The sequence below is a fragment of the Mycolicibacterium confluentis genome, from assembly GCF_010729895.1.
GTDB classification, from domain to species: domain Bacteria; phylum Actinomycetota; class Actinomycetes; order Mycobacteriales; family Mycobacteriaceae; genus Mycobacterium; species Mycobacterium confluentis.
The window spans coordinates 1,014,521-1,034,294 of sequence record NZ_AP022612.1; the positions used below are offsets into that span (position 1 = coordinate 1,014,521).

The window sequence follows — 19,774 nt, forward strand, 5'->3', positions numbered from 1 at the left end:
GCATGCCCGGACACAGACGACAAGGGCACGATGACGTTCGGGTTTCGCTGGGTGCTGGGCCGCCCCTGGCTGGTGTGGTCGGTCGCAGCACTGGCCTATGTCGCGGCGGTGCTGAACAGAAGCACCATTGGTGCGTCGGCAACCGAAGCGGCACAGAGATTCTCGGCGGAACCTCAGCTGTTGTCGGTCCTGGTGGTCCTGCAGGTGATCGTGTACGCCGCGGCTCAGATCCCCGCCGGTGCGCTGCTGGATCGGTTTGGCGCTCGGGCGGTCCTGACTGTTGGGGTCTCCCTGATGGCCTTGGGCCAGTTAGGTGTTGCGGTCACCGAGCAGGTGGCGGCTGCGGTGGCGGCCCGGGCCGTGGTCGGGGCCGGCGACGCGGTGATCTTCATCGCGGTGCTGCACCTGGTGCCGAACTGGTTCGATCAACGACGCGCTCCGCTGGTCCGCCAATTGACGTCGATGACCGGTCAACTCGGGCAGATTGTCTCGGCTGTGGGCTTCGCCGCGGCGGTTCGGCATGCGGGCTGGCTCACCGCCTATGCCGGCGCGGCCGCGTTGTCCCTGCTGGTGGCGATGCTTGTCGTGCTCGTGGTGCGTGAGCACCCGCCGGGTGTGGTGGTCAACCGTGCGGCCCTGCCGAGGCCCACGGCCAAGGCGGTGTTCACCAACCCCGGAACCCACCTCGCCTTCTTCAGTCACATGGGCACGCAGTTCCCCTGCACCGCGTTCAACCTGCTGTGGGGGATACCGTATCTGATTCACGCACAGGAGCTTTCGCCGACGACGGCAGGGTTGATGTTGTCGTTGACCGTCGTATCGGGATTGGTGTGCGGACCCATCGTCGGGCTGTTCTCCGGTCGCTGGCCGCAGTACCGGACCGGGTTGGTGCTGGCATGCGTGGCGGCGATGGCGGCCTGCTGGACGGTGGTGCTGGTCTGGCCCGGTCGCGCGCCGATCTGGCTGCTGGCCCTGCTATTGGTGGTGATAGGTGCGGGTCTGCCGGTCTCCACCACCGCATTCGATCAGGCGCGCGACCTCAATGCGGCGCAGAACCTGGGCGTGGCGCAGGGCGTCACCAACATCGGCGGGTACTCCGCGACCTTTGTGGTCATTCAGGTGGTGGGCTTGTTGTTGGGTGCGTTCGGCGGCGGTTACGGACGCGAGGAGTTTCACGCGGCGTGGGCGGTGCAGTACCTGGTGTGGCTGATCTCGGTGGTCGGCATCGTGATCTCTGCGCGACGTACCCTCGGCGCCCAACGTCAAGCCTGCGTCATCTCCCAGTAGGCGCCCCGGCGCGCCAGCAGGCCGGCGTGCGTGCCCTGCTCGACGATCCGGCCATGCGACACCACCAGGATCAGATCCGCGTCGCGGATCGTCGAAAGCCGGTGCGCGATGATGAAACTCGTGCGATCGCGGCGCAGTTCGGCCATGGCCTGCGCGATCAGCAGTTCGGTCCTGGTGTCCACTGATGACGTGGCCTCGTCGAGCACCAGCAGCCGCGGCCGGGCCAACACGGCTCGCGCGATCGTGATCAACTGCTTCTCGCCCGCGCTGATGCGGCCACTCTCGTCGCTGACCCAGGTGTCGTAGCCGTCGGGAAGGGTGTGCACGAAGCGGTCGACGTGAGCCGCCTTCGCGGCCTCGATCACCTCGTCGCGGGTGGCCCCCGGCCGGCCGTAGGCGATGTTGTCGGCGATCGACCCGCCGAACAGCCAGGTGTCCTGCAGCACCATGCCGATTCCCGCGCGCAGCGACTCCCGACTGATCGTGGTGATGTCGACACCGTCGACCAGAATGCGGCCGGAGTCCACGTCGTAGAACCGCATCAGAAGATTCACCAGCGTGGTCTTGCCTGCGCCGGTCTCGCCGACGATCGCCACGGTGCTGCCGGGTTCGGCCACCAGGGACAGGTCTTCGATCACCGGGTGGCCCTCGCGGTAGCTGAAGCTCACACGGTCGAACTCCACCCGCGGCGGTGACGCCGAGAGCGGCAGTGCCGCAGCCGGATCCGGTGTGTGCTCGGGTTCGTCGAGGAAGTCGAACACCCGCTCGGCGCTCGCGATCCCGGACTGCAGCGAGTTGTACATGCCCGCGATCTGCGTCAGAGGCTGGTTGAACTGGCGCACGTATTGGATGAACGCCTGGATGCTGCCCAGAGTGATCTGGCCGGTGGCCACCTGCAGGCCACCGAGCACCGCGACCGCGACGTAACTGAGGTTGCCGACGAACATCGTGGCGGGGGAGACCAGGCCGGAGAAGAACTGCGCACCGAAGCTGGTGTGGAAGACGTCGTCGTTGAGACCGGTGAACCGGTCCCGCGCGGCCTCTCGGTGGCCGAACGTCTTGACGACGGTGAAACCGCTGTAGGTCTCCTCGATGTGGGCGTTGAGCCTGCCGGTGTTGCGCCACTGCGCGACGAAAAGCCGTTGTGAGCGGCGGGTGATCATGCGCGTCACCCACAGCGTCAGCGGCACCGCCGCCACGGTGATCAGCGTCAGCAGAGGTGAGATGGTCAGCATCATCGCCAGAACGGCCACCACGGTCAGCACCGCGGACAGCAGTTGGTTGATGGTGATCGTCAGCGACGTCTGCACATTGTCGACGTCGTTGGTGACCCGCGACAACAGCTCGCCGCGCTGCCGGGAATCGAAATGCGACAACGGAAGTCGGTGAATCTTGCGCTCCACATCCGCGCGCAGGGTCACCATGGTCCGCTGGACGGCCACGTTGAGCAGCCGCGCCTGAATCCAGACCAGCAGGGCCGCAATGAGATAAAGGCCAAGTGCGAGCAACAGCGTGCGGGCCACCGCGCCGAAGTCCACGCCCTGCCCGGGGATGACGTTCATGCCGGACAGCAGATCGGCGAACGTCGTGTCACCCCGCGCGCGGGCCGCGTCGACGGCCTGCTCCTTGGTCAGACCCGCGGGCAGTTCGCGTCCGATCACCCCGTTGAACAGCAGGTCGGTGGCGTGCCCGAGGATTCGCGGGCCGATCACGCCGATCCCGATGCCCAGCACAGACAGCACGATGACCGTGACCGTCAGCATGCGCTGAGGGGTCAGGCGCCTGATCAGTCTCAGGGCCGCGGCGCGGAAGTCGCGGGACCGCCGCGGCGGACCCTGTTCCATCGCGCGCAGACCGCCGCGCAGAGGGCCGCTCATGACGGCTCACCCGCATCCGCGGCGACGGCTTGCGAGTTCGCGAACTCGCGGTAGGCCGGGCAGTCGACCAGCAGAGTGTCGTGGGTGCCGACACCCACCACACGCCCGTCGTCGAGGACGACGATCTGATCGGCACCCATCACGGTGGAGATCCGCTGCGCGACCACGATGATCGTCGATCCGCCGGCCACCTCGCCCAGATTTCGGCGCACCCGTGCATCGGTGCGAACGTCGAGTGCGGACAGCGCGTCGTCGATCAGGTAGACCGCGGGGCGGCGGATGACGGCGCGGGCGATGGCCAACCGCTGCCGTTGCCCGCCCGAGAAGTTGGCGCCGCCCTGGGCCACCTTCATCTCCAGCCCGGCGGGGTCGGCGGCCACGAAGTCGTCGGCGGCCGCGACCCGCAGGGCCTCCCACATCACCTCGTCGGTGGCGTCGGCCCGGCCGTACCGGAGGTTGTCGGCGACGGTCCCGGTGAACAGGTGGCCGCGCTGCGGCACCAGGCCGATCCCCGCCCACAGGCGTTCGGTGCGGTAGTCCCGCACGTCGACGCCGTCGAGGCGGACCGACCCCGACGTCACGTCGTACATGCGGCTGATCAGCGCGATCAGCGTCGACTTGCCCGACCCCGTGCTGCCGACGACGGCCGTCGTGGTTCCCGGTGCCGCGGTGAACGAGACATCATGCAGGACAGGCTGTTCAGCCCCCGGGTACTGGAAGGACACCTCGTCGACTGTGACGGTTCCGGCGGTGTCCGCTGGGGGAGTGGCCGGATGATCGGGGTCGGTGACCGCAGGGCGGGTCGAGAGCACCTCGGTGATCCGCTCGGCGCACACCGTCGCCCGCGGCAGCATCGCCAGGAAGATGGTGGCCATCAGCACGGCCATCAGGATCTGCATGAAGTAGGACAGGAACGCGATCAGCGATCCGACCTGCACGTGTCCGGCGTCGATGCGCAGTCCGCCGAACCAGATGAGGGCGACGCTCGAGATGTTGATCGTCAACGTGGTGACGGGAAGCATCAGCGCCTGCCACCGGCCGGCCTCCAGTGCCGCCTGCGACAGGTCCCGGTTGGCAGCCTCGAACCGGCGGATCTCGACGGGTTCACGGGAGAACGCGCGGATGACCCGAATGCCGGTCAACTGTTCGCGCATGACCCGGTTGATGCCGTCGATGCGCTGCTGCATGGTGCGGAAGATCGGCAGCAGGTGTCTGATGATCCAGTAGTTGCCGAGCGCCAGCACCGGCACGCTGACGCCCAGCAGCCACGCCAGTCCGGCATCCTGGTGCAGCGCCATGGCCACGCCGCCGACGCACATGATGGGTGCGCTCACCAGCACCGTGAACGTCATCTGCACCAGCAGTTGAATCTGCTGGACGTCGTTGGTGGTGCGCGTCAACAGCGAGGATGCACCGAAGCGGGCCCGCTCGTGTTCGGAGAACGTGATGACGTGCGTGAACATCGCCGCGCGAAGGTCGCGGCCGAAACTCATGCCGGCCCGCGATCCGAAGTACACCGCCCCGACCGCGCACACCACCTGCAGCGCCGTGACGGCCAGCATCACCGCGCCGAGGTGGATGATGTTGTCGGTGTCTCCGACCGCGACGCCGTCGTCGATGATCGCGGCGTTGATCGTCGGCAGATACAGCGACGCCAGACTGCTGACCACCTGCAGGGCCATCACGGCGGCCACCAGGTGCCGGTAGGGCTGCACGTACTGTCGCAGCAGCGCCCGGAGCATCTCGTAACTGTTGCACACCCCGCTGTCGGGTTCACGCACCGACCCGCTTCGCGTGCGGAGTCGTAAAACGCCAGGTCATCGGGCGTGTCGGTGGTTGGTCCGGAATGCTGCCGCTACAGTGCAACCTGTGAGCAGGAGAGCATGGGCGGCAGCAGCCCTCGCGGTGGGCACGGCGATGATGCCGGCGTTGGCGGGCTGCTCGAGCGACGAGCCGAATCAGCCGCAGTCCGGGCCCAGTGGGCCTGCGCCGGCCGCGGATGTCCAGCACGGCCCCACCTTTCCCGAATGCGGTGGTGTGAGCGACGAGACCGTCGGCCAACTGACTCAGGTGCCCGGACTGGTGAACACCGCCAAGACGTCGGTGGGTTGCCAGTGGCTGGCCAACGGCGGCATCGCCGGGCCGCATTTCTCTTTCACGTCGTTCCGAGGCAGCCCGATCGGTCGCGAACGCAAGACCGAGGAACTGTCGCGCACGAGCGTCGAGGACATCAACATCGAGGGCCACGACGGCTTCATCGCCATCGGCACGGATCCGATGATGGGCGACAACCTGTGCGAGATCGGGATTCAGTTCGACGACGACTTCATCGAATGGTCGGTGAGTTTCGCGTCCCAACCCTTCCCGGATCCGTGCGAAGTGGCCAAGGAACTGACCCGGCAATCGATTGTGAACGCGAAATGAGCAGCGCGATGCGGCGACTGATGGCGGGTGGCCTGGCCGGTGGAATGGCGATGGCCGTCCTGGCGGGTTGCGCGTCCACCGTGGACGGCACCGCGGTCAAGTCGGGGTCGGGTGCCGGCCCCCGCAACAACGACTCGCAGGAGACCTACCCGAACCTGCTCAAGGAATGCGACGTCCTGACCACCGACGTCCTGGCCAAGACGGTCGGCGCGGATCCGGCCGACATCCAGAGCACGTTCGTCGGCGCGGTGTGCCGGTGGCAGGCCGCCAATCCGTCCGGCCTGATCGACATCACCCGGTTCTGGTTCGAGCAGGGCAGCCTCGACAACGAGGAAAAGGTCGCGGGCCAACTGAACTACAAGGTCGAGAACAGGGCGATCGCCGGTGTGCCGTCGATCGTGATGCGCACCAACGACCCCAACGGCGCATGTGGCGTGGCCAGCGATGCCGCGGGCGTCGTGGGCTGGTGGGTCAACCCTCAGGCGCCGGGAATCGACGCCTGCGGGCAGGCCGTCAAGCTCATGGAGCTCACGCTCGCGACGAACTCCTAGCGGGGCACGCAGACGGTCTGTCGCGCGTCAGCGGGGCACATAAAAAGTCGTCAGCGCTGCGCTGCCCAGTTCAAGCGCGGACCACGGTGCGCCGAACCTCAGCACGGCCATCGCCGACGTCGGGTACTTCGTCGAGATGTGCTCGAACGCAGTGATGTTGGACTCCTCCGGCTCGGACAGCCCGAGCGCAAGCTGTGACATCGTCGGTTCGTGTCCTACGACCAGCAGGGTCTGCGGCTCGAATCCGAACGTCGTGGCCGCGGCGTTGATCTCGGCGATCACCGCTCCCGGTGCCGCGCCGTAGAGTCGCTCGGTGACGTGCGTGGGCGCCTCGACGTTCGTGCGGGCCAGGGTCTGCTGCGTGCGGGTGGCCGACGAGCAGAGCACGGCCTCCACCGCGGACTCCAGGCCCGACCCGGACCGCAGCCAGTCCCCGGCGAGGGTGGCCTCGCGTTCGCCGCGAGACGCCAGCGGACGGTCGTGGTCGGCGACCCCGTCCGGATAGTCGGATTTCGCATGCCGCAGCAGCACCAGGGTGCGTCGTGGGTCGCTCACACGGCCACGTTAGGACAACTTGTCGGCCCGCGGTCCTACACTCGCCACGACCGTTCAGAGAAGGTCTGAAACAACCAGGTCGGGGAAGGGGTAGGCCATGCGGTTCGTGCACACGGCGGACTGGCAGTTGGGCATGACCCGCCACTTTCTGGAGGGCGAGGCGCAGCCGCGGTATTCGGCGGCGCGCCGCGATGCCGTCGCTGGCCTGCGGGACCTCGCAATGGCCGCCGGTGCGGAGTTCGTCGTCGTCGCGGGTGATGTCTTCGAGGACAACCACCTCGATCCCCGAGTGATCACCCAATCGCTGGAAGCCATGCGGGCCGTCGGCGTTCCGGTCTACCTGCTGCCCGGCAACCACGACCCGCTGGACGCGTCGTCGGTGTACACCAGCGCTCTGTTCACCGCGGAGTGCCCGGACAACGTGACGGTGCTGGATCGCGCGGGTGTGCACCAGGTGCGCCCCGGTGTGGAGATCGTGGCGGCACCGTGGCGCTCCAAGCGGCCGACCACCGATCTGGTGGCCGAGGTGCTCGCCGATCTTCCCAGCGACGACGTGACCCGCATCGTGGTGGCCCACGGGGGCGTCGACGTGCTCGACCCGGACCCCACCCGCCCGTCGCTGATCCGGCTGGCCGCTGTCCAGGACGCGATCAACCGTGGCGCGGTGCACTATGTCGCGTTGGGGGACAAGCACTCTCGGACAGAGGTCGCCGAGCGGGTGTGGTACTCGGGATCACCCGAAGTGACCAACTACGACGACATCGAGCCGGACCCGGGCCATGTGCTGCTGGTCGACATCGACGAGACCGACCCGGCCCGCCCGGTCACGGTCGAGGCACGTCGCGTGGGCCGCTGGCGTTTCGTCACGCTGCAGTTCCAGGTCGACAACCGCAGGGACATCGCCGATCTCGACATGAACCTCGACCTGATGACCGACAAGGACCGCACCGTGGTGCGCCTGATCCTGACTGGCGCGCTGTCGGTGACCGACCGTGCGGCACTGGATGATTGCCTCGACCGGTACTCCATGCTGTTCGGTTGGCTCGGACTGTGGGAGCGGCACAGCGACCTCGTGGTCGTGCCCGCCGACACCGAGTTCTCCGACCTCGGCATCGGCGGATTCGCCGCGTCGGCGGTGGAGGAGTTGGTGGCCACCGCACGTTCGGGCGACCCGGCCAGCGCCCAGGACGCGCAGGCCGCGCTGGGCCTGCTGCTGCGGTTGTCGGGAGGCCTGACGGCGGAGAGCGGTGCCGCATGAGACTGCACCGGCTCACCCTGACCAACTATCGCGGAATCGCGCACCGCGACATCGAATTCGCCGACCGCGGCGTGACGGTGGTGTGCGGCGCCAACGAGATCGGCAAGTCGTCGATGATCGAGGCGCTCGACCTGCTGCTGGAGTCCAAGGACCGCTCCACCAAGAAGGACGTCAAGCAGGTCAAGCCCACGCACGCCGATGTCGGCTCGGAGGTCACGGCCGATCTGAGCACCGGGCCGTACCGGTTCATCTACCGCAAGCGCTTCCACAAGAAGTGCGAGACGGAACTGACCGTCCTGGCCCCGGTGCGCGAGCAGTTCACGGGTGACGAGGCCCATGAGCGGGTGCGGGCCATGCTCGCCGAGACCGTCGACACCGGACTGTGGCAGGCCCAGCGGGTGCTGCAGGCCTCGTCGACCTCGGCGGTCGACCTGTCCGGATGCGATGCGCTGTCCCGTGCGCTCGACGTCGCCGCCAGTGACGCGTCCGCCACGTCGGCCGGACTCGCCGGCGGGGAGCCGCTGCTGTTGGACAAGATCGACGGCGAGTACGGCCGCTACTTCACCCCCACCGGACGGCCGAAGGGGGAGTGGGCCGCCGCTGTCGCCGCATTGGAGGAGGCTGAGGCCGAGGTCGCCCAGCGCACCGCTGAGGTGGCCGAGGTCGAGGAGCGGGTCCGTACCCACGCGACGCTGTCTGACGATCTTGCCGTCCTGACTGAGCAGGCCCAGGACGCCGCACGCCGCCTGACCGAGGCTGCGGCGGCGGCTGAGGCGGTCAATGCGCTGTCCGCTGAACTGCGGGCTGCGCAGAGTGAGGCCACGGCGGTGGGCGCCACCCGCGCCGCTGCGTCCGCTCTCCTGGAGGAGCGCAAGCGGCTGTGCGCTGGGTTGATCACACGGCAGGAGACCGTCGACACCGTGGCGGCCGCGGCTGAGCAGGCCGCAGAGGCTGAAGCCACCAGTCGGGAGGTGGTCCAGGAGGCCGAGCAGGCCGCCGTCGTCGCCGAGCAGCAGGTGCAGGCCGTGCAGTCGCGTGCCCAGGCGGCGCGGCAGATTGTCGATCGTCTGGCGGAGCGCGCCGAGGCCGATCGGCTTGCGGCACTGCTCATCCGGTACGACGCGGTGTGCGCCGAGCGCGTGGATGTCAACGCAGAGTTGTCGCAGATCATGTTGACCGACAGCATGTTCCGCGACATCGAGACCGCGGCCTCCGCAGTGGACCGGGCCCAGGTCCGCGCCGAGCAGACGGCGGCGGCCATCGAGTTCACCGCCGACTCGGACGTCGAGTTGGCGGTGGGGTCCGAAACCATCACGTTGATGGCTGGCCAGACCTGGTCGCTGAGCGCCGCCGAGGCCGCTGAGGTGGCGCTGCCCGGCGTCCTGCGCGTGCGGGTCAACCCGGCAGCGTCGGCGGTCGACACGCACGCGACGTTGGCCGCCGCCCAGGAACATCTGTCCGACCTGCTGCGTGCCGCGGTGGTCGATGACGTGGAGGCGGCTCGCAGCACGCTGCAGCGTCGCCGCGAGTTGATCGCGCGCCGTGACCAGTTGACCGCGACTCTGACGGGAATCGTCGGCCACGACGACGTCGAGCATCTCCGGTCCCGCCTCGAGGCACTGCAGGAGACCGAGGCCATCGACGTCGATCCGGACGCCGCGCGGGCCGAGCTGGCCTCGGCTGATGAGGCGCTGCGGGAGGCCGCCACGCAGTATGAACTGCAGCGTCGGGTCGCCGCGGCGGCGGCCAAGCAGTTGGCTGAACACACCAAGCAGGCCGCAGTGTGCGGCGACCGCCTGGCCGTGGCCCGCGAGGAGTTGGCCGCGACCACCGAGCAGTTGGCCACCGCACGGGCCGAGGTGTCCGATGAGGTCGCCGCGGCGCGGGCCGTTGAAACCGCGCAGGCCGCGCAGGTGGCCGAGCAGAAGGTCGCCGAGGTGTCGGCCCGGCTGACCGCGCTGGCTCCTGAGAAGGTCACGGCTGAGTTCACTCGAGTCCGTGCGGAGTCGGAATCGTTGTGCCGCAAGCGCGATGACGCCGCGCGGGCACTGCGTGACATCGAGGTCGAGCTCGCGGTGTTCGGCACCGAGGGGCGCACGGGCAAGCTTGATGCCGCCCAGATCAAGCGCGAGCACGCGGTCGCGGCGTACACGCGAGTTCATCAGCGTGCGCGGGCCGTCACGCTGCTGCGGTCGGTGATGCTGCGCCACCGCGACGACACCAGGCTGCGCTATGTCGAACCGTTCCGCGCGGAGGTGGAGCGGTTGGGGCGCACGGTATTCGGCGAGACATTTGAGGTCGAGGTCGACAGCGACCTGACCATCCGCAACCGCACCCTCGACGGGCGCACCGTGCCGTTCGAATCGCTGTCCGGCGGAGCCAAGGAGCAGCTCGGCATCGTGGCGCGCCTCGCGGTCGCCGGCCTGGTCTCCGATGAGGACACCGTGCCCGTGGTCATCGACGATGCGCTGGGATTCTCGGATCCGGACCGGCTGGCGAAGATGGGTGCGGTCTTCGACCAGGTGGGTGCGGACGGCCAGGTCATCGTGTTGACCTGCTCACCGGAGCGCTACCTAGGCGTGGTCGGCGCCCACCGCGTGCAGCTCACGGCCTGACCCCCGGAGATTTGCTTTGGCAGGTGCCACACGCGCTTTTCGCTGGTTGACACCCTGTCGGCGGCAGGCCTAGCGTTTTCTCAACGCGCGAATGTGGCGAGTTCGGGGGACATGCCATGAGGTACGGGGCCTATCTGCCAAACATGATGCACATCCCGGTGCTGACTCAGCCATGGGAACGGGACCTCACTGCGGCCGACGTCGTCCGGGTGCTGAGGCTGGCCGAGGAACTCGGCTTCGAGTTCGGCGTGGTCCCGGAGCATTTTCTGATACCCGGCGAACACATCGCGCTGTCGGGTGATCACTACTTCGACGCGACCACCGCGCAGGCCTTTCTCGCGGGTGCGACCACGCGGATAAAGATGCTGTCCTCGGTCACCATCCTGCCGCTGCATCACCCGGTGGTGATCGCCAAAGCCATCGCCACCCTGGACTGGTTCAGCAACGGCCGCTCCATCGTCGGTGTCGGAGTGGGATGGCTCAAAGACGAGTTTGACCTTCTCAGAGTGCCGTTCGACAAACGCGGCCGGATGGCCGACGAGTACCTGGCCGCCATGATCGAACTGTGGGACAGCGAATCCCCGTGCTTCGACGGGGAATTCGTGTCCTTCGACAACGTCGGATTCAACCCCAAACCGGTGCAGCGGCCCCATCCACCGCTGTGGGTCGGTGGCGACGCAGACGCCGCCCTGCGGCGCGCCGCCCGGTTCGGCGACGGGTGGATCCCGTGGCTGACCCAACCGCAGGACCTGCCAGCTCGGGTGGACTTCCTGCGGGCACAGCGGGGATTCGACGACCGGCCGTTCGAGATCTGCTACAGCCTGGCCGGATTGGCACTCGGGGACCAGCACGTCGTCACCAACGACCCCCGGGCCAAGCCGGGGCGCGACGTACAGCAGGTCATCGACAGCTGCTGCGGGCTTCAGGCGTTGGGCGTCACCGTGACCTCCGTGCTGCCGCCTCCACTGCCCGACTGCGAGGCGTACCTGGACTTCCTGCGCTGGCTGGCCGCCGACGTCCTGCCCGCGGTCGCCTAGCCCGAAGTCGACCCGTCTGGGCGGCGCGTGGCGCCGCCCAGACGTTGTCAGAAGTAGGCGTTGGCCGGGATCGGGGCGCCGTGCAGCAGGTTCTCGCCGATCACCCGGGCTTTGTAGGCGACCGGGTTGTGCAGGGTGATCGTGCGAATGTTGCGCCAGTGCCGGTCGAGGTTGCGCTGCCGACTCGCGGCGCTCGCTCCGCCGAGTTCGAGCAGTCGGGTCGCGGCCTCGGGGGCGACGTCGTCGAGGTGCACCTTGACCTTGGCCACCTTCAACTGCGCCTCCTGCGCGAGGTCGGCATCCGGCAGGCCGTTGTCGTCGTAGGAGTCCGTCGCGGCGCCGATGGCGTCGGCGGCGTCGAGCACGGCGGCCCGCGCCACATACGCCGTGCTGGCCAGCTCACCCAGCAGCTTCTGGTACAGCGGGTCGTCGACTGGGCGCTCGGTCAAGGCGTGGCTGAAGCTGCGGGTCCGGGATCGCAGCAGGGCCGCACCGTCGTCGACCACCGAGGCCAGCACGCCGGCGACCACGGCATGGATGAACAACTGCAGCGATGCGTACTGCACCGACGGCTGCGGTTCGGCGTCATACGGAGTGTCGACCAGCACCTCGTCGGCCGCCACCGCGACGTTGTCGAACACCGTCGTGCCGGTGCCCGTGCGGCGCTGGCCGAAGCCGTCCCAGTCGTCGATGAGGCGCACGCCCGCGCGATCGGACGGGACGATCACCGAGGCCACCGAGTCGTGGTCGGTGGTGGTGGCCACGGTCAGATAGTCCGAGAACAGCGTGCCTGTGCTGTAGAACTTCTCACCGTTGAGCCGGAATCCGTCACCGTCGGGCAGCAGTCGCGTGTTGAACACCAGGCTGCCGACCGCCAGGCTGCCCTTCTCGCTGAACGCGTTGGCGAACAGCTTGCCGTCGACCACCTCCCGCAGCCAGCGCTTGGACACCGCGTCACCCGCGTTGGCCCGCAGTGCCCGCAGGCGCTCTTCGACGAACCAGAAGTGGGTCCGGAAGATGTGCGCCACAATGGGGTCCGCCTGTGCGACGTCGATCAACGTCGAGAACAGTTGGCGCACAGAGTATCCTGGCCCGCCGTATTCGGTGGGCAGGCGCAATGTGCCGAAGCCCGCGAGCTTGAGCGCGGCGACCTGGTCGAAGGGGTTCTCGTCGTTGAGGTCTCGGTCCTTGGCTCCTGCACCGATGTCGGCGAGCAGTGCGGTGAATTCGTCGGTGCCGGGCAGAATGGTCTGCCGGATGGGTGCTTGGGTCATGTCTTGAGTTCTACCGAGCGCCGTGACCGACAACACTGCTTTGGATCAGGGCGAACTGAACCGTCCTCTGTCAGCGTGCTCAGCAACGCCGGGCACAATGTCAGACGATGAGTGTGAACCCGCTTCGCAAACGCGTGCACGAGAAGCTGGCCTCCGCGCCGGGCGTGCGCGCGGTCCGTCGACCCGTCACACCCGAGGCTGCCGAGCAGTTCAACCTGCACTACGTGCGGTCCGGTCCGCTGTCGGCACACCCGATCGTGATCATCCCCGGTGGGCCCGGCGTCGCCTCGATCCAGCTGTACCAGGCCACCCGGCGCCGGGCGGCCGCGGCAGGACTCGACGTCGTCATGGTCGAGCACCGCGGGGTGGGGTTGTCCCGACACGACGACGCAGGTCATGACCTCCCGCCTGAGGCGATCACCGTGGCGCAGGTGGTCGACGACGTCGCCGCGGTGCTCGACGACCTCGGAGTCGAGCAGGCCATGATCTACGGAACGTCGTACGGCAGCTACATCGCGGCCGGCGTCGGGGTTCGGCACCCGCAGCGGGTCAAGGCCATGGTGCTCGATTCTCCCGTGCTCTCGGCACGGGACATCGAGGCGATCCGTCACGCGATCCGCGGCCTGCTGCTCGAAGGTGAGGTGGAGGGCACCGAGGAGTTGGCGGCCAAGGTGCGCCGCCTCGTCGACGACGGCACGATGGACGCCCTGTCGGGGGAGGTCGCGGCCACGGTCTACGCCTACGGCGGGGCACCGCTGCTCAGCCGACTGCTGGACCTGCTGCTGACCGGGCACACGCTGCTGTGGCGGGCGATGACGCAGATCGGCAGGCTGTCACTGCTGAAGGTGCCGTACCACAACGAGATCGACCTGGTGGGCCGCATCGCGTTCCGTGAACTCGACTACGCCGGTGTACCCGACGGGCTTCCGCTCGACCCGTCCGACGCGCTGTTGGAGATGGCCGACCAGATCCCTGGCCCCACACCGGAGTTCGAGGGTGAACCGTACGATCTGGTCGCCGAGATGCCGCGGTTCGACTGGCCGACGGTCGTCGTCTCCGGTCAGCGTGACCTCACCACGCCGCCACCGGTGGCCGAGCGTGTCGCGGCGCTGATCCCCGGCGCGGTGCTGGTGCCGCTCGCGACCGCCGCGCACAGTGCGCTGGACAGCCGGGAGGCCGCGGCCCTGCGGATCGTCAGAGCCCTCGTACACGGCCGGGCCGAAGGCCTGCCCGCGGTGGCCGATGAACTGGACGCGCTGCCCGGCAATCAGTCGGTGCGCCTGCTGGTCTGGGCCGTCAGCGTCGCGGCGGCCCTGGAGGCCAGGCTGCCGGGGCGCACACCTACTTCATGAAGCCGATCGCGGTGTACTTCAGGTCGCCGATGCCTGCCGGGCCGTAGTTGGCCAGGTTCTTGCGGACCGCGACGTTTCCGGCCGACTGGAACAGCGGCAGGCTGAACGTCACCTCCCAGATCAGCTTGTCCAGTTCGTTGGCCAGATCGCGCGCCTTGGCCGGGTCGAGCTCGGACAGCGTCTGCTCGATCTTGGCGTCGATGTCAGGACTGCCGATCCTGCCGTAGTTGCTCTCACCCCCCGAGGCGTAGATCTGGGTCAGGCCCGAGAGCGGGAAAGCGTCACCGCCCCAAGCGAACTGGACGATGTCGAAGTTGCCCGGGGTGACGAAGTCCTTGAAAAGGGAGCCGCCCGCCGCGGGAACCAACTCGAGGTTCACGCCGATCTGGGCCAGGTTGTTCTGCGCGATCTGGGCGATCTGGCGCGTGCTCTTACCGTCGTAGAAGACGTCGCGGATCTTGAGCTGCTTACCGTCCTTCTCGCGGAACCGACCGTTCTGCCGCCAACCCAGTTCGTCCAGTTCCCGCTTGGCCGCTTCGGCGTCGAACGGTGTGCTGTTGTCCTGGTAGCCCTCCTGTCCGGCGACGAAGATGTGGTTGTTGAGCGGCACCGGGTTGTTGACCAGGCCACGCTGCGACACCGTGGTGATGGCTTGGCGGTCAATGCCCTTGGCGATCGCAGCGCGCAGCTTCGGATCATTGAGCAGCGACCCGGGCGCGCCGTTGAACGTGATGTGGTACCAGCTGTTGGCGGGGGCGCGGGGGATGGACAACTCGGGTGTGCGGCGTGCGATCGTCAGTTCGTCCAGCGACGCCATTCCCGCGGCGTCCAGCGAGTTGTTCTGCAGCGCAGGGACGACGGCGGCGTCATCGAGAACCGTGTAGGTGATGGTGTCCAGCACCGGTTGTTCGCCCCACCATTTCGGGTTGCGGCTCAACACGATCCGCTGTTGGGTCCGGTCCACCTTGGTGACCATGAACGGTCCCGCCGAGGGGCCTGGGCCGTTGAGGAAGCCCTTGTTGAACGCCTCGGGTGTGCTCGTCATCGACTTCGGGTAGAGCATGCTGTTGCCGGCGAACATGCCCTTCCAGTCGGCGTAGTGCTTCGCGAACGTCACGACGGCCTGCCGGTCGTCGACGCCCTTGGTCACCGACGCGACGCGCTCGCTGCCGTTGGGGGCCGCGAACTGGTAGGCCGGGTCCTTGCCACTGGTGGCGTGGATCTGTGCGGCGAGGTCCTCCCAGGTGATCGGGGTGCCGTCGGTCCAGACCGCCTTCGGGTTGATCGTGTAGGTGACCACCTGCGGATCAGTCTTGGTCAGTTCGACGCTGGTGAAGTAGTCGGTGTTCACCGTCGTCTCCCCGTCGGGGGCGATGAAGAACGCGCGCGGCAGGGTCGGCTTGTACATCGAGTTGACCTCGCCGAGGTTGCCGTCGATGTGCAGGTTGTTGAAGTTCGACGGGAACCCCGACAGCGCCAGTCGCAGGTTGCCGCCCTGGCGCAGGGTCGCCGGGTCCTGGGGGTTGATGTCGGCGGTGGCACTGACCTCGGCGTCGCCGCCCGCCGCGGGCACGTCCTCATTGGGGGTGGAGCAGCCCGAAAGCAGTAGGCCAGCGCACAGCAGGGCCGCGGTCGTGCGTCGCAACGTCATGCCGACCGATGCTATAGCCAGCGGCGGTCACCGGTGGGGACCCTCGCCAGACCTGTGCCCGGCTCAGCGCAGTTCGGCCCTGGGCACCGCGGCCAGAAGCCGTTGGGTGTACTCGTGTCGCGGATTGCCGAAAACCGCGTCGGCGTCACCCTCCTCCACGATGCTGCCCTGGAACATGACCGCCACCCGGTGCGCCAGGTGCTTGACCACCGACAGGTCATGCGAGACGAACAGGTAGGACAGCCCGAAGCGGTCCTGCAGGTCCAACAGCAGGTTGAGGATCCCGGCCTGGATCGACACGTCGAGCGCCGACACCGGTTCGTCGAGCGCCAGAATCTTGGGCTGCAGCGCCAACGCGCGGGCAATGCCGATCCGCTGCTTCTGCCCGCCGGAGAACTCGGCGGGGTACCGGCTGGCGTCGGAGCGGCTCAGCCCCACCAACGTCAGCAGTTCGGCGACTCGCTCCTGGGTGTCCGACTTGGTGAAACCGTTGGCCTGCAGCGGTTCTGCGAGCACCTCCGATACCGGCAGCCGAGGGTCCAACGAGGCCACCGGGTCCTGGAAGACGACCTGCAGGTCCCGCCGCAGGGCGCGGCGCCCGGACTTGTCGAGTGTGGCGACATCGGTGCCGAGCACCTCGATGGTGCCCGACTGGGGAGTCTGCATTTCGAGGATCTCGTGCAGCGTAGTGGATTTGCCGGACCCCGACTCGCCGACGATCGCCAACGTGCGACCGCGGGGCACGTCGAAGCTGATGCCGTCCACGGCCCGCACCTCACCGATGTGCCTGCGGAACACCACACCCTTGGTCAGCGCGAACGTCTTGACCAGGTCGCGCACCCGCACGGCCGAGGTGCCTTCGCTGGACGGCGCGGCCACGGTCTCCGGGGCGGTGGCCACACCGTAGATCTCGGCAGCACTGCGCCCTGCCACGTCGTCGGGGCGGATGCAGGCCGCCCGGTGGGAGGGTCCGACCTCGATCAACGGAGGTTCGGCCTCCCGGCAGGTGTCGATCACCAGGGGACAGCGCGGCGCGAAGGGGCAGCCACCGGGGAGGTTGGCCAAGGACGGCGGTGCGCCCGGGATCGGCACCAGGCGGGTTCCCTGCGGGGCGTCCAAACGGGGCACGGAACCCAACAACCCGACGGTGTAGGGCATCTGCCGGTCCCGATAAAGCGCACCCACTGGGGCGGTCTCTACGGCCCGCCCGGCGTACATCACCACCGCGCGGTCGGCGAACTCGGCGACCACACCCAGGTCGTGGGTGATGATCAGCACGCCGGCGCCGGTCACGTCGCGTGCGGTCTTGAGCACGTCGAGGATCTGCGCCTGCACCGTCACGTCGAGTGCGGTGGTGGGCTCATCGCAGATCAGCAGGTCCGGGTCGTTGGCGATCGCGATCGCGATGACCACGCGTTGGCGTTCACCGCCGGACAGTTCATGGGGGAACGCGCGGGCCCGGCGTTCGGGTTGGGCGATGCCGACGAGGTCCAGCAGTTCGACGGCGCGTCGGCGCGCGGCGGCCTTGGTGGTGCCGGGGTTGTGGATCGTGATGGCCTCGGCGATCTGATCACCCACGGGGAAGACCGGCGTCAACGCCGACATCGGGTCCTGGAAGACCGTACCGATGGCCTTTCCACGCACCTGGGACAGCGCGGCGTCGCTCTGGCCCAGCAGTTCCTGACCGTGCAGGCGCACCGATCCGGTGACGTCGGCGTATTCGGGCAGCAGGCCGATGATGGACATCGCGGTCGCCGACTTCCCTGATCCGGATTCGCCGACGACGGCCACCACCTCGCGCGGTGCGACGGTCAGGTCGACGCCGCGCACGGCGCGCACGGCGGGGCCGTCGGTGGGGAAGGTGACCGAGAGGTCGGTCACCTCGAGCAGTGAGCTCATCGGCGGCCTCGTTTCCGCCGCAGGGCGCCGGATCCGGGATCGACGGCGTCGCGCATTCCGTCGCCGATCAGGTTGGCGCAGAACACGATCGTCACCAGCACGCCGGCGGGGAACAGGAACACCCACGGGAAGGTCAGCACCGAGGCGGTGCCGTCGGCGATCAGCGTGCCCAGCGACACGTCGGGCGGCTGCACGCCGAAGCCCAGGAAGCTCAGACCGGTCTCGGCCAGAATTGCCAGGCCCACATTGAGAGTCGCGTCGATGATCAGGATCGAGGCCACGTTCGGCAGGATGTGCCGCGTGATGATCCGGCTGTTGGATACCCCCATATACCGTGCGGCCCGGACGAATTCACGTTCCCGCAGGCTCATGGTCATGCCGCGCACCATGCGTGAGCTGATCATCCAGCTGAACACCGACAGCAGCACGATCAGCGCGATGACGCTGCCAGCCTCTTTGACCCGAGGGGTCATGATCGCGATCAGGATGAAGCTCGGCACCACGAGCAGCAGATCGACGATCCACATCAGGACGCCGTCGCGCCAGCCCCCGAAGTAGCCCGCCACCGCACCCGCTGCCGCCGCGATCACCGTGGAGATCAACGCCACACACACGCCGATCAGCATCGATTTCTGCATGCCGCGCAGCGTCATCGCGAACAGATCCTGGCCCAGCGCGTTGGTGCCGAACCAGTGGCTGGGACTTGGCGGATGCTGCAGCGCGTAGTAGTCGAGGTCGGTGTAGGACCAGGGGAGCAGTGGCGGCAGCGCCCAGCACGCGACGAACATCAGCACAAGCAGCACCAGTGAGACCACGGCGGGGCGATTGCGCAGGAACCGCCGCAGCACCAGCGTGCGCCGCGAACTGAACGCGGCCTCGGAGACGCTGTTGACGTTGACGGGTTCGGTCACTGCACACGCACCCTTGGGTCGAGGACGGCGTAGATGACGTCGGAGAGCAGGCCGGCCACCAGCACCACCGCCCCCGTGAACACCGTGACGGCTGCGATCACGTTGGTGTCCTGGTTGGTGATGCCCTGCACCACCCATTCGCCCATGCCGTGCCAGCCGAAGATCTTCTCGACGAACACCGCGCCGGTGACCAGTCCGCTCACCCCATAGGCGAACAGCGTGGCCATCGGGATCAGCGCGGTGCGCAGGCCGTGCTTGAACAGCGCCTGCCGCCGGGTCAGTCCCTTGGCACGCGCGGTGCGGATGAAGTCCTGGCCCAGCACGTCGAGCATCGCGTTGCGCTGGTAGCGGCTGTAACCGGCGAACGCACCCAACGCCAACGTGGCGGTGGGCAGCATGAGGTGCTGTAGGCGGTCGACGAACTGATTCCACGCCCCGCCGACGGCGTCGGGGGACGTCTCGCCGGTGTACTCGAAGATCTGCGCGCCCAGGAAGGAGTTGCCGTACAGGCCGACCAGGATCAGCAGACTCGCGATCACGAACGTCGGCATGCTGAGCACCAGCAGCGCCAACACCGTGATGACACGGTCCGAGATCCGGTACTGCCGCACCGCGCTCCACGCGCCGGCCACCACGCCCAGGGCCGCCCCGAACACCACGCCGAGGAACACCAGGCGCAGGCTGACCCCGATCCGCCGCCACAGTTCGTCGGACACCGGTTGGCCACCCACGGTGGTGCCGAAGTCGCCGCGGATCGCGCCGGACGCCCAGTTGGCGTAGCGGAGGGGGATGGGCTGATCGAGGCCGAGTTCAGCTGCCTTGGCCGCGATGACGGCATCCGACGGTCGCGGGTTGCGCTCCAGGAGGCTGTCGAGGGGATTGAAGGACAGCGAGGCCAGGCAGTACGTCAGGAACGACGCGATGGCCAGCAGCACCGCGTACTTGAGGCTGCGACGCAGGAGGAACCGGGTCATCCGTGGGTCCGCCCTCGCTGCATTCGCACAGCGTAGGAGATCAGGCCCGCGTTGCACGTCTGCGCCGCGTGGGCGGGTCTTCGATCATCGTGATCGCAGGTCTTGTGTA

General features: G+C 68.0%; 15 protein-coding genes. 7 read left to right on the forward strand and 8 right to left on the reverse strand.

Annotation, left to right across the window (positions count from 1 at the left end):
- Positions 1-30 precede the first annotated feature (30 nt).
- Positions 31-1,287 (forward strand): MFS transporter, encoded by a 1,257-nt coding sequence (locus G6N34_RS04820; RefSeq protein ID WP_085156603.1) that lies wholly within the window; start codon positions 31-33, stop codon positions 1,285-1,287.
- Here G6N34_RS04820 and G6N34_RS04825 read toward each other — a convergent pair.
- A complete protein-coding gene (locus G6N34_RS04825; protein ID WP_085156606.1) occupies positions 1,263-3,164 on the reverse strand; it encodes an ABC transporter ATP-binding protein in 1,902 nt (633 codons plus the stop codon). The genes G6N34_RS04820 and G6N34_RS04825 overlap by 25 nt on opposite strands.
- Entirely contained in the window at positions 3,161-4,906 is a 1,746-nt protein-coding gene (locus tag G6N34_RS04830; RefSeq protein WP_085156783.1) for an ABC transporter ATP-binding protein, read from the reverse strand. Before G6N34_RS04830 ends, G6N34_RS04825 begins: the two co-directional genes overlap by 4 nt.
- A 175-nt stretch (positions 4,907-5,081) precedes the next feature.
- On the opposite strand from G6N34_RS04830, the gene G6N34_RS04835 reads away from it, so the two are divergent.
- A complete protein-coding gene (locus G6N34_RS04835) occupies positions 5,082-5,588 on the forward strand; it encodes a DUF3558 domain-containing protein (protein WP_085156789.1) in 507 nt (168 codons plus the stop codon).
- 8 nt (positions 5,589-5,596) lie between these two features.
- Entirely contained in the window at positions 5,597-6,139 is a 543-nt protein-coding gene (locus G6N34_RS04840; protein WP_085156786.1) for a DUF3558 domain-containing protein, read from the forward strand.
- A gap of 27 nt (positions 6,140-6,166) precedes the next feature.
- Here the strand turns inward: G6N34_RS04840 and G6N34_RS04845 are convergent, their stop codons facing one another.
- On the reverse strand, positions 6,167-6,694 hold the full coding sequence (locus G6N34_RS04845) for a SixA phosphatase family protein (protein ID WP_109788687.1): 528 nt from the start codon (positions 6,692-6,694) through the stop codon (positions 6,167-6,169).
- 97 nt (positions 6,695-6,791) lie between these two features.
- On the opposite strand from G6N34_RS04845, the gene G6N34_RS04850 reads away from it, so the two are divergent.
- The 3 genes from G6N34_RS04850 (at position 6,792) to G6N34_RS04860 (ending at position 11,604) form a co-directional block, all read left to right on the forward strand.
- Positions 6,792-7,952: a metallophosphoesterase family protein gene (locus G6N34_RS04850; protein WP_085156609.1), complete on the forward strand. Its 1,161-nt coding sequence runs from the start codon at positions 6,792-6,794 to the stop codon at positions 7,950-7,952.
- On the forward strand, positions 7,949-10,567 hold the full coding sequence (locus G6N34_RS04855; protein WP_085156611.1) for an AAA family ATPase: 2,619 nt from the start codon (positions 7,949-7,951) through the stop codon (positions 10,565-10,567). The genes G6N34_RS04850 and G6N34_RS04855 overlap by 4 nt, the downstream gene beginning before the upstream one ends.
- 116 nt (positions 10,568-10,683) lie before the next feature.
- Positions 10,684-11,604 (forward strand): TIGR03619 family F420-dependent LLM class oxidoreductase, encoded by a 921-nt coding sequence (locus G6N34_RS04860; RefSeq protein ID WP_085156613.1) that lies wholly within the window; start codon positions 10,684-10,686, stop codon positions 11,602-11,604.
- A gap of 47 nt (positions 11,605-11,651) precedes the next feature.
- On the opposite strand, the gene G6N34_RS04865 is transcribed toward G6N34_RS04860, so the two are convergent.
- Positions 11,652-12,878: an acyl-CoA dehydrogenase family protein gene (locus G6N34_RS04865; protein ID WP_085156616.1), complete on the reverse strand. Its 1,227-nt coding sequence runs from the start codon at positions 12,876-12,878 to the stop codon at positions 11,652-11,654.
- Positions 12,879-12,985: 107 nt separating this feature from the next.
- Here G6N34_RS04865 and G6N34_RS04870 point away from each other — a divergent pair, with 107 nt between their 5' ends.
- On the forward strand, positions 12,986-14,230 hold the full coding sequence (locus tag G6N34_RS04870) for an alpha/beta hydrolase (RefSeq protein WP_085156619.1): 1,245 nt from the start codon (positions 12,986-12,988) through the stop codon (positions 14,228-14,230).
- On the opposite strand, the gene G6N34_RS04875 is transcribed toward G6N34_RS04870, so the two are convergent.
- The 4 genes from G6N34_RS04875 to G6N34_RS04890 all read right to left on the reverse strand — a co-directional run bounded on the left by G6N34_RS04875 (position 14,220) and on the right by G6N34_RS04890 (position 19,665).
- The gene (locus G6N34_RS04875; RefSeq protein ID WP_085156622.1) at positions 14,220-15,881 is read right to left on the reverse strand and encodes an oligopeptide ABC transporter substrate-binding protein OppA; all 1,662 of its coding nucleotides are present in this window, start codon (positions 15,879-15,881) and stop codon (positions 14,220-14,222) included. The genes G6N34_RS04870 and G6N34_RS04875 overlap by 11 nt on opposite strands.
- Positions 15,882-15,944: 63 nt before the next feature.
- Positions 15,945-17,780 (reverse strand): oligopeptide ABC transporter ATP-binding protein OppD, encoded by a 1,836-nt coding sequence (locus tag G6N34_RS04880; protein ID WP_085156625.1) that lies wholly within the window; start codon positions 17,778-17,780, stop codon positions 15,945-15,947.
- Positions 17,777-18,691, reverse strand: a complete 915-nt coding sequence (locus G6N34_RS04885) for an oligopeptide ABC transporter permease OppC (RefSeq protein WP_085156628.1) — start codon at positions 18,689-18,691, stop codon at positions 17,777-17,779. The genes G6N34_RS04880 and G6N34_RS04885 overlap by 4 nt, the downstream gene beginning before the upstream one ends.
- Positions 18,688-19,665, reverse strand: a complete 978-nt coding sequence (locus G6N34_RS04890; protein ID WP_085156630.1) for an oligopeptide ABC transporter permease OppB — start codon at positions 19,663-19,665, stop codon at positions 18,688-18,690. Before G6N34_RS04890 ends, G6N34_RS04885 begins: the two co-directional genes overlap by 4 nt.
- Between the last annotated feature and the right edge of the window lie 109 nt (positions 19,666-19,774).

Excerpts from the sequence above, each read along its gene's own strand:
- G6N34_RS04850 (WP_085156609.1), top strand. The coding sequence starts at position 6,792 with ATGCGGTTCGTGCACACGGCGGACTGGCAGTTGGGCATGACCCGCCAC.
- G6N34_RS04875 (WP_085156622.1), bottom strand. The coding sequence starts at position 15,881 with ATGACGTTGCGACGCACGACCGCGGCCCTGCTGTGCGCTGGCCTACTG.
- G6N34_RS04825 (WP_085156606.1), bottom strand. The coding sequence starts at position 3,164 with ATGAGCGGCCCTCTGCGCGGCGGTCTGCGCGCGATGGAACAGGGTCCG.
- G6N34_RS04855 (WP_085156611.1), top strand. The coding sequence starts at position 7,949 with ATGAGACTGCACCGGCTCACCCTGACCAACTATCGCGGAATCGCGCAC.
- G6N34_RS04870 (WP_085156619.1), top strand. The coding sequence starts at position 12,986 with ATGAGTGTGAACCCGCTTCGCAAACGCGTGCACGAGAAGCTGGCCTCC.
- G6N34_RS04835 (WP_085156789.1), top strand. The coding sequence starts at position 5,082 with ATGATGCCGGCGTTGGCGGGCTGCTCGAGCGACGAGCCGAATCAGCCG.
- G6N34_RS04865 (WP_085156616.1), bottom strand. The coding sequence starts at position 12,878 with ATGACCCAAGCACCCATCCGGCAGACCATTCTGCCCGGCACCGACGAA.
- G6N34_RS04880 (WP_085156625.1), bottom strand. The coding sequence starts at position 17,780 with ATGAGCTCACTGCTCGAGGTGACCGACCTCTCGGTCACCTTCCCCACC.
- G6N34_RS04820 (WP_085156603.1), top strand. The coding sequence starts at position 31 with ATGACGTTCGGGTTTCGCTGGGTGCTGGGCCGCCCCTGGCTGGTGTGG.
- G6N34_RS04890 (WP_085156630.1), bottom strand. The coding sequence starts at position 19,665 with ATGACCCGGTTCCTCCTGCGTCGCAGCCTCAAGTACGCGGTGCTGCTG.
- G6N34_RS04830 (WP_085156783.1), bottom strand. The coding sequence starts at position 4,906 with ATGCTCCGGGCGCTGCTGCGACAGTACGTGCAGCCCTACCGGCACCTG.
- G6N34_RS04840 (WP_085156786.1), top strand. The coding sequence starts at position 5,597 with ATGCGGCGACTGATGGCGGGTGGCCTGGCCGGTGGAATGGCGATGGCC.
- G6N34_RS04860 (WP_085156613.1), top strand. The coding sequence starts at position 10,684 with ATGAGGTACGGGGCCTATCTGCCAAACATGATGCACATCCCGGTGCTG.